The organism is Halochromatium salexigens (assembly GCF_016653295.1).
Lineage (GTDB): Bacteria > Pseudomonadota > Gammaproteobacteria > Chromatiales > Chromatiaceae > Lamprobacter > Lamprobacter salexigens.
This window is the reverse complement of the sequence record NZ_NHSF01000065.1, coordinates 66,345-79,951: the sequence shown is the minus strand read 5'-3', so window position 1 is coordinate 79,951 and position 13,607 is coordinate 66,345. Positions and strand designations below refer to the sequence as shown.

At 65.3% G+C, this 13,607-nt stretch carries 5 protein-coding genes; 1 reads left to right on the top strand and 4 read right to left on the bottom strand.

The window, feature by feature from the left end:
* Positions 1 to 51 precede the first annotated feature (51 nt).
* Positions 52 to 2,814 carry a chemotaxis protein CheB gene (locus tag CCR82_RS13475; RefSeq protein WP_201246316.1) on the top strand — a complete coding sequence of 921 codons (2,763 nt, stop codon included), beginning with the start codon at positions 52 to 54 and terminating at the stop codon, positions 2,812 to 2,814.
* Between the two features lie 59 nt (positions 2,815 to 2,873).
* Here CCR82_RS13475 and CCR82_RS13470 read toward each other — a convergent pair whose 3' ends face one another.
* The 4 genes from CCR82_RS13470 to treZ form a co-directional block, all read right to left on the bottom strand.
* Positions 2,874 to 4,094 carry a 2,3-bisphosphoglycerate-independent phosphoglycerate mutase gene (locus CCR82_RS13470; protein WP_201246315.1) on the bottom strand — a complete coding sequence of 407 codons (1,221 nt, stop codon included), beginning with the start codon at positions 4,092 to 4,094 and terminating at the stop codon, positions 2,874 to 2,876.
* Positions 4,095 to 4,231: 137 nt separating this feature from the next.
* On the bottom strand, positions 4,232 to 5,608 hold the full coding sequence (locus tag CCR82_RS13465; protein WP_201246314.1) for an alpha-amylase family glycosyl hydrolase: 1,377 nt from the start codon (positions 5,606 to 5,608) through the stop codon (positions 4,232 to 4,234).
* Positions 5,609 to 5,638: 30 nt separating this feature from the next.
* Positions 5,639 to 11,338, bottom strand: coding sequence for a malto-oligosyltrehalose synthase (gene treY, locus CCR82_RS13460; RefSeq protein WP_201246313.1), 5,700 nt, complete (start codon positions 11,336 to 11,338; stop codon positions 5,639 to 5,641).
* Positions 11,335 to 13,299 carry a malto-oligosyltrehalose trehalohydrolase gene (gene treZ, locus CCR82_RS13455; RefSeq protein WP_201246312.1) on the bottom strand — a complete coding sequence of 655 codons (1,965 nt, stop codon included), beginning with the start codon at positions 13,297 to 13,299 and terminating at the stop codon, positions 11,335 to 11,337. The genes treY and treZ overlap by 4 nt, the downstream gene beginning before the upstream one ends.
* Positions 13,300 to 13,607: the final 308 nt, after the last annotated feature.

Here is a 13,607-nt window from a genome sequence, read left to right as displayed (position 1 = left end):
CACGCAGGATGTTAGGCTCGCCGCTTGATCCTGTGCGGAGGTTCGAGGCGAGTGGCGAGCAAAGAAGACAGCACCGCAGGTGACGCAGAGGCGCCGGCCAGCCCTGCGGATAACGCAGAGGCGCCGGCCAGCCCTGCGGATAGCGCGGAGGCGCCGGCTAGCCCTGCGGATAATGCGGAGGCGCAGGCCAGCCTTGCGGATAACGCGGAGGAGCCGACGACGACAGCAGCGGATAACGATGCACATGAAACCCCCTCGGCGCCGGTGGTTGGCATCGGCGCCTCGGCGGGCGGCCTGGAGGCGTTCAAGGCCCTGCTGCAGGCGCTGCCAGAGGATACTGGCATGGCGTTCTTGCTGGTGCAGCATCTGGCGCCGACCCGCGAGAGCCTGCTGAGTGAGATCATGGCGCGCGAGACCAATCTGCCGGTGCGGGAGGCCGAAGACGGTGCCTGGATCGCGCCGAACCATATCTATGTGGCGCCCCCCGATCACAGCCTCGCGGTGCGCGCCGGGAGACTGCAGCTGACACAGGGCAGCAGTCGCGAGCACGCCGGCAGTGAGCACGGCGAGCTGCCAATCGATTTCATGCTGCGCTCGCTGGCCGAGGAGGCCGGGCCGGCTGCCGTCGGCGTCGTGCTTTCGGGCACGGCCTCCGACGGCACCCTGGGGCTCAAGGCGATCAAGGCCGCTGGCGGGATGACCTTTGCGCAGGACGAGGACAGCGCGCAGTATTTCGGCATGCCCGGTAACGCCATCGCCAGTGGCGCCGTGGATTTCGTGCTGCCACCGGCCGAGATCGCACGGGAGCTGGGCCGGATTGCACGTCATCCGTATCTGCTCGATCGCGGCGGCCGGACCGAGGGAGAAGAGGACCCGGGGGCGAGCACGGACCAGATGACACAGGTGTTTCGACTCCTGCGCGCCCGGACCGGACACGATTTCAGCTACTACAAGCATGCCACCATCAAGCGACGGCTCAAACGCCGGATGCTGCTCAGCAAGCTGGACCGATTCCGCGACTATCTGGAGTATCTGCGCAGCGAGCCCAATGAAGTCGACGCGCTCTTTCACGACATCACGATCAATGTCACCGGCTTCTTCCGTGAGCAGAAGACCTTCGATGCGTTGCGTGATTCGGTGCTGCCGACGCTGCTCAAAAGACGCTCGGCGAATGAGACGCTGCGCATCTGGGTGCCAGGCTGTTCGACCGGCGAGGAGCCCTACTCACTGGCCATGGTGCTGCTCGAAGCGCTCGGATCGCAGCCGAGCATTCCGGTCCAGATCTTTGGCACCGATATCGACGAGCAGGCCATCGAGCGTGCCCGCAGTGGCATCTATCCAAGCCGAATCAGCGGCGAGATCTCGCAAGGGCGGTTGAATCGCTTCTTCCATGAGGTCTCGGCTGGCTGGCAGATCAACAAGTCGGTTCGCGGCCTCTGTGTCTTCGCGCCGCACAATGTGGCCAGTGATCCGCCCTTCTCGCGGCTCGATCTCATCTGTTGCCGCAACCTGATGATCTATCTCGGCAGTACGCTCCAGCGGCGGGTGCTGCAGATCTTCCACTACGCGCTGAAGCCTGGCGGCTTTCTGCTGCTCGGCGCCTCGGAGGGTATTGGCAGCAGCTCCGATCTGTTCCGGCTCGAGGATAAGGAAGCCAAGAGCTACGCCAAGCAATCGACAAGCTCGACGCCAACCTATGAGCTTGCCCCTGCCCGGCGCGAGACTGATCGCGAGCCTCAGGGCGACCCGCATGAGCCCAGCGGGCGATCCGAGTCCGAGATCAGAAAGGAGGCCGACCGCGCCGTGCTCACGCTGTTTAGCCCGCCGGGTGTCATCGTTACCCGCGATCTGACCGTCATGAGTTTCCGCGGTAAGACCGGGCGCTACCTTGAGCCCTTGCCAGGCACGGCGAGTCTGGATTTGGTCAAGCTGATTCGCCAGGAGATCCTGGTCGATCTGCGCAACCTGTTCAAACGCGCGCTCAAGAGTGATGAGCCGGTCCTCAAGACCGGGATTGAGCTCAAGGTGGATGGCCCTAGAAGCGAGCTGAGTCTGCGCGTGATACCGCTGGCAAAGGACGCCCCAGAACGCTTCTATCTGATCCTGTTCGAGGAACATCCGGTCCATGGCGTTGAGTCCGGGAGCGCGCCCGCCTCGGCGAGCCATGGCGCGCAAGAAGACAAAGAACGGGACAGCAAAGAACGGGACAGTGATGCGGATCAGGCAAGGATCGCCAAGCTGGAAAAGGAGCTGGAGGAGACCCGCGAGTACATGCAGTCGATCATCGAGGATCAAGAGAGCACCAATGAGGAGCTGCAGTCCGCCAACGAGGAGGTGCAATCGACCAATGAGGAGCTGCAGAGCACCAACGAGGAGCTGGAGACCGCGAAAGAGGAGCTGCAGAGCACCAACGAAGAGCTTGCGACGGTCAATGACGAGCTCGAGCATCGCAATGCCGAGCTGACGTCCACCAACAACGACCTCCGCAACCTCCTGAGCAGTGTCAACCTGCCGATCCTGATGCTCGATCGCGATCTGCGGGTGCGTCAGTTCACCCCGCGCGCCAAGCGGCTGTTCAATCTGATCGAGGGCGATGTTGGCCGGCCGATCGGCAACCTCCGGCCCAATATCGACTTACCAAGGCTCGAGAGGCTCGCGCATGAGGTGATGGAGAGCATGGCCGTCAAACGGTTCGAGACCGAAAGCGAGAATGGAAAAACCCAGGATGTCACCTTGCGTCCCTACCGAACGCACGATCAACGCATCGATGGGGTGGTGATCACCCTTTTCGATCGTGACCAGCCAACGCCTTGACCGGACAAAAGTCAGTGCTGGGGTGATGCTTGAAGTCCACCGGCGCCTCCGGTTGATCGTTAGGCGCCAAATTTCTTCATGCGGCCGGCGTGGCCGAGGGCGAGACCGAGCAGGTGGAAGCCCGGGCGCAGCCCGAGTGCGCCCTTCAGGCAGCTGGTTTCATCGAAACGCTGGGCAGCGTCGCGACGGGCATGCTGGGCATGCAAGAGCACCGGAACCGGGTGCCAGCTGTGCGCCGACATCATCGCCGGCGTCGAATGATCGCCGGTGACGACGAGCACGTCCGGTTGCTGCTCCAACAGCCAAGGGATGCGCCGGTCGACCTCTTCGATCACTGCCCCCTTCTCGGTGACATTGCCATCCTCACCGGTGCTGTCGGTGCCCTTGACATGGAGGAAGTAGAAATCATGATCGTCGCCGACCTGTTGCTCGAACGACTCGAACAGGGCATCCATGCCGGTCGGTGGCTCGGCGACGTCCATCCCGAGCAGCCTTGAGAGTCCGCGGTACATCGGATACTCGGCGATGCAGAGTCCTTTCAGGCCGAAGCGCTCTTGCAGTCCCGGTAGCACCTCGTGGCGCTGGAACCCGCGCAGCAGCAGGGCGTTGGCGGGCTGCTCATCGGCGATGGCCGCATCCGCCTGCTCAAGGAACTGCGCGACCACCTCGGCCGCGACCTTGGCCTGATCCGACTGGGGCTCCATTGGAATCGGCGGCCGGCCGGTGGTCTGGGGATCGGTCTCGGGCAGGTCGTCACTGAGCGCATCGGCATCCGGGCTGCGCAGCACCAGCACGGCGCGATGCTGGGACTCGGTCTTGAGGAAGGCCTCGCCATCGAAGTCCAGGTCGAGGGCGTCTTGGATCTTGGCGCAGAGTCGCTGGTTCAGCTCCGTCGGAATGCGCCCGGCGCGGCGATCGGTGATCTCGCCGGCGCTGTTGATGCTGGCAAAGTTGACCCGCGCGGCCAGATCACCCGGCTGCAGGGGGAAGTCGATGCCGAGCGCCGAGAGCACCCCACGGCCGATGCGCCAGCGCAGCGGATCATAGCCGAACAGCGCCAGATGCCCGGGGCCGCTGCCCGGCGTGATGCCGGGGCCGACCATCTCGAGCAAGCCGCAGGAGGAATCATGGGCGAGTGCGTCGAGATTTGGCGTCTCGGCGGTATCCAGCGCGGTGCGTCCGGTCTCCTCGCTGCCCAGCCCACCGAGACCGTCCATGACCAGGTAGACGATCTTGCCGCCGGGAATGATCAGCTCTTGCCAGGTGTCGGTGATATCCATGAGGGTCCTCCGTCGATGGTGGATCTGTTCGGCGGCCAGGGCCGCCGTGCTTGCGTGCTTGATCGGTGTCCAGCTCTGGGCGCTGCAATAAGCGATCGCTTCCTAGCCAAGGTTGCGCTGCTGGCTGGCGTCTCGCGTCAGTGGTTGGCGATGAAGATACGGAGACTTCGCGGCGGCAGATGGATCGCGGATGCCGGGCTGTCGTTCGCGGTACCCTCGCCGGTCTTTTCAGCGTTCGGCTTGCCTGCCTCGCCGTTGGCCCCGTCGTTGGAGGCCGGCGTGATCTCCTGCAGCTGATCAGCCGCGCAGTCGAGGACATCGGTCAGTCGATCGCGGCTGTACTCCTGTGCTTCCTCGGTGTCCGGGTTGATCAGCACAGCACTGCGCTGCGCCTGCCGGTGCGAGCGTCGCAGCAGTCCAACCATCGGCTCGTCGGCCGCGGTGAAACGCTCCTGTGCACCCTCTTCGTTCAGTACCGGGGTCTCGGCCTTTATGGCGTTGACCTGAGCGATGAAATCCCGGATATAGAAGCTTGGCTCCTCCCAGTGCTGGGGTCGGGTCTCGACCACGTGCAGACCGCGTCGGAAACCGAGCTCGTAGCCGATGGGCATCATCAGGCCGGTGGAGAAGACCGCCGCGAACAGGTACCAGAAGCGGGACTCGCGGCTGTCGCTATCGGACTCCTCGGCCAGTCGGGTGGTGTCGTGGCTTTCCGGGAAGGCGATGGATGGCGCCAGATCGCGGAAGCGCTGATACTGATCGAGCAGCCAGTCGGCGCGGAAGTCCCACCATTTGGCGCTGTTGAACAGATAGTCGAAGCCGGCCGGGCGCAACTGCTCGATGTCATCGGGCGGCGCGCCGAGGGTCTCGGCGAAGAAACGGGTCTCCGGTGCGGCCTCGCGGGCGCGCTCGATGAGCACCTGCCAGACCTTGCCGGGCAGCTGATAGGCGGCGTCGCAGCGAAAGCCGCTGAAGCCGAGCGCGGTGTAGTGGCGAATGACCTCGCTGAAGAAGTCGATCATCGCCTCACGCTCGGGGCGCTCGCTGTAGTCGAGCTGGGCCAAGTCCTCCCAGACGGTGACGATCTCAGGGTCGTCCAGATCGGTGGCCGAGGGCGAGTGCACCGAGCCGTCGTCGTCATGGACGTACCAGTCTGGATGCTCGGTGACCAGGTCCGAGTCGAGGGCGGTGTGGTTGACGACCAGATCCATCATCACCGCGATTCCGGCATCGCTAGCGGCCTTGGTGAAGGCCCTAAGTCGCTCATCGTCGTCGCCATCGTCGCTGAGATCGCTGTCGCCGCTCAACGCGGGGTGCAGACGGTAGTAGTCCTTGACCGCATAGAGACTTCCCGACTGGCCTGGCAAGTGAAACGGGTTGACGAAGATCCAGTCGAAGCCCATCTGAGCGATCTCCGGCAACCGTTCGGTCCAGCGCTCGATCGGACCGAGCAGAGTCGGAAACAGGTTGTAGATCCTTGGGCCCTGGGGAAAAGACGGTTGATTTGATGGCATCTTGGCGTGTCCTGAATAGCTTGTGAGATATCAGAGCGCACTGGTCTTCAGCAGCCCGACCGGGAACCGGCGCAAGACCGTGCTGGCGCGAAGGGCCTGACGGCCTTGGTGCTGCTCGGTCTCCAGCTGCCGGCTTGGTTCCGCGTTTGTGCTGCGCTCCGTGCCGCCTAGGACATCGTCGAGCCGCGCGGCGGGGATCGAGATCCAGGTCTCGTCCCACCCGGGGTCCTGCAATGGATCGATGTCGCCGTCGTCGGTGACGGCCAGCTCGCTCAGTCCGGCGAGCAGGCGCGGCGCAATGACCACCACCGACTGTCCCTGATGGCTGCGACTGAAGGCGCAGAGGCGGTGCGCATGCGGCCCTTCAACGGTGAGAGGGGAGTACTCGCCGTGGGCGAAGAGATCAGGCATCTGCTCGCGCAGCAGCAGCGCGCGGCGGATCAGATACAGCTTGGCGCGGCCGTCGCTGAGGTTGTTGCTCAGCGCCTGTGGGTCCAGCTCCTGCGCGCTCAACGCCTGTGAGCGCAATGGCTGGTGGAGTCCTTCCGTTGTCTCGCTGGCATCATCGATGGCAGCAAGCCGATCAATCTCACTGAGCCATTGGCGGCGATGCTCGAAATCGACCGGACGACGATTGTCGGGGTCGACCAGGCTGAAGTCCCACAGCTCGCAGCCCTGATAGAGGTCCGGCAGCCCGGGCGAGGTCAGCCGCAGCAGGGTCTGAGAGAGGCTGTTGAGCAGCCCAAGCTGGGCGACGCGCTGCTGGAAGGGGATGAAATCCTCGAAGAAGGCGCGGCTGCGCTCGCGATCGAGCACGGCATCGATGAAGGCCTCCAGCATCGCCTCGTAATCGGCGTCGGCGTTGGTCCAGGCGGTATGCACCTTGGCCTCCTTGACCGCCTTGCTCATGTAGGCCTGGATGCGCTGCTTGAGTGCTTCCCAGTCTTCGTCGTCCTGCGGTGTCTGCAATGGCCAGACACCGAGCAGGGTCTGGTAGAACAGATACTCGGTGTTGGCATCGGGCCAGGTCAGGGCATCGGCATCGAGCGGGTCTCGGTCTTCGCCGCTGCGCCGGAAGCGTCGATTCAGCCGTGCCCAGCGCTCGACGTGCTCGCGCCAGGCGTGCGGCAGTTCGGAGAGGACATGCAAACGTGCCCGCACATCCTCCGAGCGCTTGCTGTCATGCGTCGATCCCGCCAGCATCGCCTGCGGCCATTGAGCTTGGCGCCGCGCGTTGGCGCGGTGGAAGTGCTCGATCGAGAGGCCGAAACGCTCGGGATTGCCGCCGACCTCGTTCAGCGAGCTGAGTCGGTGCCAGCGATAGAAGGCGGTGTCTTCGACGCCCTTGGCGGTGACTGGACTGCTGTACTGCTGGAACTTCATCGCCAGGCGCAGCACGCGTTCGCGGTACGGCTCCGGCTTGCCGGCCGCGATGTCGGTCAACAGCAGATCGCGGACGAACTCGAACACCGACTGATCCGGCATCCGGCTGCGCCGTCGGGCCTCCGCGACCGCCTTCAGCACCTGATTGCGATCAGCGGTGGAGACGCCCTGATCGGTGATGTAGGTTCGGTAGACCGGAAAGCAGGCGACGACCTCCATCAGCGCACTGCGCAGCGCATCGAGGGTGTAATCGCGGGTATGCGGGTCCATCTCGGCGATGCGGGTGGCCTCACTCGCGAGCACGTGCAGCTCGCTGGAGAGCAGGTTCTTCATCACCAGCCGCTTGGCGGCATAGACCTCGTCGGCATAGCCTCTGGCTGAAGCGGAGCCCGTGGCTGAAGCGGAGCCAGTGCCTGAGTCGGAGCCAGGGCTCGAGCCCGAGCCTGAGCCCGAGCCCGAGCTGGCATCGATGAACGCTTGGTAGCAGCGATCAAGCTCGGCCTCGCCATCGCTATCGACGAAGAGGGCATCGCAGAGCGTCGCGAAGTCGTAGCCGGTGGTCCCGTGCACGGGCCAGTCGTCGCGCAGCTGCTCGTCGCCGACCAGGATCTTCTCGGCCGCCAGATACAGCGGGCGATCGGCGTCGAGCGGGACGCGCTGGGGCTGCAGGACCTCCGCCGCGCGCCGTTGCAGGCGGCGAAAGTAGGCGGCTGGATCGAAGAGCCCGTCTGGGTGGTCGATTCGCAGTCCCTGCACGCGGCCCTCGGCGATCAGCTGCAGCACCCGCTCATGGGTGGCCTCGAAGGCCTCTGGGTTCTCCATCCGCAGCGCCGCGAGATCATTGATATCGAAGAAGCGCCGATAGTTGATCTCGTCGGCGGCCACGCGCCAGTGCGCGAGACGATAGGCCTGCGCCTCCAGCAGGGCATGCAGCCGGCCGCTGTCTGCCGGGTAGTTATCGGCGCCGTTATAGGCATGCAGACAATCCTGGACATAGCGTTGCAGGTCGGCATTGGCCTGACACAGCGCGGCGAGGCGCTGTTTGTGCAGCTCCTTGTCGCGATAGCGCTCGATGACCGAGGTCTCGTCCAGCGCGCTGCGCGGTGGCAGGTTGCCGAAGGCGGTGATGAGGCTCTCAAAATTGGCCAGTTCCGAGGCCGGGTCTGAGCCCGCTTTTTCTGCGCTGACTGCTGTTGAACCGACCTCTCTCGAGCCTACCTCTCTTGAGCCTAGGTTCGGATCAACAGCCGGTTCATCGGCTTTGAGCCGTTCCCGCAAAGCCGCCAGGCCGGGTGCCAGGATGCGCGGATACTCGCGCGGATCGATCGGAAAATGGTGCTCGTAGTACTCGACCCGGAAGGCGCCGTCGGCGTAGACCAGCGTCAGCTCGCCTTGGTCGAGCAGGTCGCCGTAGTGATCGCCGAGCACCGGCACCAAGACCTTGTCGTGCAGCTCCTGTTTGAGCGGACGCCAGTCGATGTCGAAGAAATCGGCATGGGCCGACGCCGGGCCGTTCTCGAGCACGTCGAGCCACCAGGGGTTCTCGCTGCCCATGATGCCGACATGATTGGGCACCAGGTCGAGGATCTGGCCCATGCCGTGTGCGGCCAAGGTCTCGCACAGGCGATCATAGTCCGCCTGGCTGCCGAGCTCGGGGTTGAGCTGGCGATGGTCGACGACGTCATAGCCATGGGTGCTGCCGGGCCTGGCCTTGAGGTAGGGCGAGCAGTAGCAGTGGCTGATGCCGAGGTCAGCGAGATAGGGCACCAGCTCGGTGGCGGCGGCGAAGCCAAAGTCTTTGTGCAGCTGAAGACGATAGGTGGCGCGTGGGATTGGCGCTTGCAGCGGTGCCTCGCTGCTCGACTTGCCGCTGGCTTGCTCGTTGGACGACCGTCCAGTGTTGGATCGCCCAAGCTTGGTCTGAGCCGCAGGGGTCTGGCCAGGGTTCTGGCCAAAGCCGTTCTGACCAAAGCTATTCTGACCAAAGCCGTTCTGGCCAGCGTTGGTCCGGCCAGATTCATTCTGGCCAGAGCGGGTCTGGCCGTTGTCGTTCTGAGCGGAGCCTGATGCGGCGTCGGCTTGGGAATTGATCTGCGGCTGTTCCGTGGCGCTGAAGTGGGCTGCTGAGCTGCCGCGCTCGGCACGCACCGCCGCGAGCAGGCCTTGGATCTCAGGCTGCTCCAGCCAGTGCTCGAGCTGCAGCGGTTGGCGGCGGCGCCAGTTTGGATAGCGATCGCCGCTGCCCGGCAGGTTGATCTGCTCGGTCTCGGCGAGCAGGTCCGCGGTTTGGATCAGTAACAGCCGCGAGGGCGTGCGTGCCAGATAGACATGGATCGCCCGCAAGTGCTCGGGGCCGAGACTGGGCACGTCCACCGGGTCCGCGCCCTCGTGGTCGGGCAACAGGCCCTGGTGCTTCAACGCCAGGAACAGCTCGGTACGGTCCTGAGTGCGCTGCAGCAAGCGCTTGTCATAGTCGTGCTGGCTCGGGAACAGCTCCAGCTCTCGTCTCTGCTCGAGGTCGACGCCTTGCCAGAATCCGGCCAATGGCGGGAGATCGTGGGTGCCGGCCGTGACCATCGCGTTCGGCTCGAAGGCCGGCGGCTCGAGAAAACCACCGTCGTCGGCGCGCTCGAAGTAGAGCACGCGGGTCGAGAGGATGCCCCAGTCCGGGATCACCTTGCGGATCAGCGCCGGCACCGTGCCCAGGTCCTCGCCGATGATCAGGCAGCGGTGACGCACGCTCTCGAGCGCGACCACGCCGAGCAGCTCCTCGAGCGGGTAGCTGAGATAGGTGCCTGCCGTCGGCGGCGCGCCGTCCGGGATCAGGAACAACCGCATCAGGCCCATCACATGGTCGATGCGCAGGCCACCGGCGGCGCGCATGTTGGCGCGCAGCTCGGCCGCGAAGGGCGCGTAGCCGGCCTCGCGCAGCGCCTCTGGGTGCCAGGCGAGGACATCCCAGTTTTGGCCTTTGGGGCTGAAATCGTCCGGCGGCGCACCGACGTGCGCGCCCTGGATATAGAGGCCGGGCAAGACCCAATGATCAGCGCCGTCTGGTGCGGCGCCGACGGCGAGATCCAACAGCAGCCCCTGTGCCATGCCGAGCTCCTGGCAGCGGTTGCCGGCCGCCTCGAGCTGCATCTGGGCGAGCCACTGCAGCCAGGCGAAGAAGTCGACCCGCTCGGCGTGCTCGTTCGCGAAGGCGGCCACCTCGTCCGACCTTGGGTCCTGATAGGCGGCGGGCCACTGCTCATCGGCGCGCTGATCCTGCTCGGCGGCGGCGAAGTGCTCGCTCAGCGCCTGGTAGATCGCGAAGCGCTGCAGCGACTCACCCTGCTCGTCGCAGAAGGCCTGGAAGGCGGCGGCACGCGGCCCCTTGACGTCGGGGTGATGCTGACGGAAGCAGCGGAACAGCTGTTCTAGCACCTGCAGCTTGGCGTCGGTGACCGCGGCCTGATCGACCAACGGCGCATTGCGCAGCGCCCGCAGCTGCGCCTTGAGCGCGTCACTGTCGATCAGCTCTCGCGCGGCCTCGCAGTCGGCCAGCTCGGCGATCGCTTCGACATCGAGATGCAGCGGATTGAGAAACCGGCGGCTCGCTGGACCATAGGGGTTACAGCGCTCGGGCTGGCTCGGGAAGAGCGCGTGCAGCGGGCTGAGCCCGACGGCACCGGCACCGGCTTCAGCCGCGGTCTCGACCAATCGGGTCAGGTCGGTGAAGTCACCGATACCCCAGTTGCGGGTCGAGCGCAGCGCATGCAGCTGGGTGACCAGTCCCCAGTCGCGCGTCCCGTTGCCCGTCCCCTGCTCACGGCGGTCCTCCGCCTCGGGCTGCCAGCAGCGATGCGGGGCGACGATCAAGCGCGTCTGCGCCAGGCGCTTGCCAGCAGCGGCATCGAGCGTCAGCTCGTGATAACCGATCTCGGAGGGAGCGGGGATGGCGATGCGGCGGCGCTGCCAGCGGCGGTCATCGATGTCGCACTCTTCGTCGATCGGCAGTCGACTCAGATCCAGCTCGGCGTCGGCGGTGGCGCCCGATTCCTCGGTCAGGACCAGCCGCACCTTCATCAGCTCCTGCTCATCGGGCAGGCTCAGTGTCAGCCTCGGCGCCTCGGCACCCTGCCGATGCACGATCACCGGCGCGAGCACGCGCTGCCATTCCCGATCAATCGCTTGGGTCAGGCTGCGCGCCTCTGTCGCCGGGTCACCCGCAGCGACGCCGAGCGCTTGCAGCAATGCTCGCCGCGTGCGGTCCTCGGCATGATGCCGATGGCCCTCGACATCCTCATAGGTCGCGGCGATCCCATAGTGGGCACAGAGACGCTCGAGGTCGGCGTTTACCGTCATAGCTCGGCCTCCTCCTGATGCTGACTGTCAACACCGGCCTGTTGGGGATGGCCCGGCGGCGGCTGCGATTCCTGTCGCTGTTGCGTGGATGCGAGGTGCCAAGCGACTGCCCAGGGTGGCAGATACCGGTCGGCGATCGCGTCGCCGAGACCGGCCGGCTCCAGGTACAGGGCCTCGCTAGCCAATCGCAGCGGCAGTGCGTCCCAGCGGCGCTCGGCATCGCTGAGATTGGCTGTCAGCGTCAGGGCAGCGCCATCACCGAGGCGCCATTGCACTTGGATGGCGTTGGTTGCGAAGGCCTCGAAACGGCTCTGCCCCGGGTCCATCCCGGCCAGGCGCGGCACGATCTCGCGCTGGCGCAGCCGCAGCAGCTCCTGATGGAAGTGCCACCATTCGCGGTGGCGGCTGTCGGTCTCGAGCGCCTCCCAGTCGAGCCGGCAGCGCTCGAAGGTGTCCGGATCGTTTGGGTCTGGGATGGTCTCTCGCGCCTGTGGATCAGCAAAGCGCTCGAAGCGCTGGAATTCGCGCCGGCGCCCTTCGGTGACCGAGTCGGCGAGGTCGTCGCCGAAGTCGCAGAAGAACAGGAATGGGGTCTCGGTCATGGTTTCCTGCCCCATGAACAGCAAGGGCGGTGATGGCGCCAGCAGCATCAGGGCGCTGAGCGCGCGCACCGCCTCCGGAAACGCTAGCGAGGCGATGCGCTCGCCGAAGGCGCGATTGCCGATCTGGTCGTGATTCTGCAGCAGGTTGATGAAGGCGCTTGGGGGAAACCCAGTGCTGGACTCTCCACGCCGGGCCCCATCGCGGAAGGGCGACGGATCACCCTGGTAGGCAAAGCCCTCGGCGAGACAGCGGGCGAGGAGACGCGCCGGCTCCTCGGTGTAATCGGCGTAATAGCCATCTTGCTCGCCGGTCATCAGCACATGGGCGGCGTGATGAAAGTCATCATTCCACTGCGCCTGGTACCACTGGGCCATACCGTTCGGGCGCCGGGTGAGATAGCGTGATTCATTGCCATCGTTCTCGAGCACCAGATGCACCAGCCGTCGGTGCCCGAGCTGATCCTGGACCGTCTCGGCCAGCTCGGTCAGGATGTCCGGCTCGGAGTCGTCGGCAATGGCATGTACGGCATCCAGGCGCAGGCCGTCGAAGCGGTATTCCTCGAGCCAGTAGAGCGCGTTGTGGATGAAGAAGTCGCGCACAGCCCGGCTGTCAGGGCCATCGAAGTTGATCGCCGCACCCCAGGGGGTTTGGTGGCGCTCATTGAAGAACTGCGGGGCGTAGAAGTGCAGATAATTACCCTCGGGCCCGAAATGGTTGTAGACCACGTCGAGCAGGATCATCAGGCCGCGGTCATGGGCCGTCTGCACCAGGGCCTTGAGGTCCTCGGGGCGGCCATAGCTGGCATCGGGTGCGAACGGCAGCACGCCGTCGTAGCCCCAGTTGCGCTGGCCCGGAAACGCCGCCACCGGCATCAGCTCGACCGCCGTGATGCCGAGGTCGGCGAGCTGGTCCAGTCGCTTGGCGGCGCCGGCGAAGGTGCCTTCTGGTGAGAAGGTGCCCAGGTGCAGCTCGTAGCAGGCCGCTTCTTCCCAGGGCCGTCCGCGCCAGGGCTCGCCATCGGGCCAGAGGAAGTCGTTCGGATCGATGATCTCGCTCGGGCCGTGGACATCGGCCGGTTGGAAACGGGAGGCGGGGTCGGGCACGGTCTGCTGGCCGTCGACACGCTCGCCGGCGATGCGGAAGGCGTAGCGCATCCCCGGCCGGGCGTTCGCCGTCGTCAGCTCGAACCAGCCGTCGCTGGTGCTGTTCATGCCGATGTCTTGCTCGCCATCGCCGTCATTGCCGTCGAAGAGCCGGAGCACGACCTGATCGGCGGCCGGTGCCCAAAGGCGAAAGCGGACGCTGCCGTCGGTTTGGCATTCCGCGCCAAAGGGCATCCGGTGTTTCGAGGTCGACATAGAAGGCTCCCGGTTTGGCTTTGGGGTTTTGCTGAAGGTTCGCTGAAGGCGCACTGCCGCAGAATGCATGCGCTATACCAGGCCGAAGGCATTCGCTTGAGCAGGCGGATGTCGATCTGCTGCGGTCACAGCTGACGCTAGCCGCAGTGGCTTTTGGTCGGCGCTCAGTTGCTGTTATCAGCTGCCGTGACTGGAACCCGTCTTGGCGCTGCCGCCGAGGGGTGGCTTGGTGGGCGTGCTATCCGGCGATGGCCAGCATCGCTCCGCTGAGCGCTGATGCGGTTGATTTGACCCGCTTCCTGGTTGCC

Excerpts from the sequence above, each read along its gene's own strand:
- CCR82_RS13470 (WP_201246315.1), bottom strand. The coding sequence starts at position 4,094 with ATGGATATCACCGACACCTGGCAAGAGCTGATCATTCCCGGCGGCAAG.
- treZ (WP_201246312.1), bottom strand. The coding sequence starts at position 13,299 with ATGTCGACCTCGAAACACCGGATGCCCTTTGGCGCGGAATGCCAAACC.
- CCR82_RS13465 (WP_201246314.1), bottom strand. The coding sequence starts at position 5,608 with ATGCCATCAAATCAACCGTCTTTTCCCCAGGGCCCAAGGATCTACAAC.
- treY (WP_201246313.1), bottom strand. The coding sequence starts at position 11,338 with ATGACGGTAAACGCCGACCTCGAGCGTCTCTGTGCCCACTATGGGATC.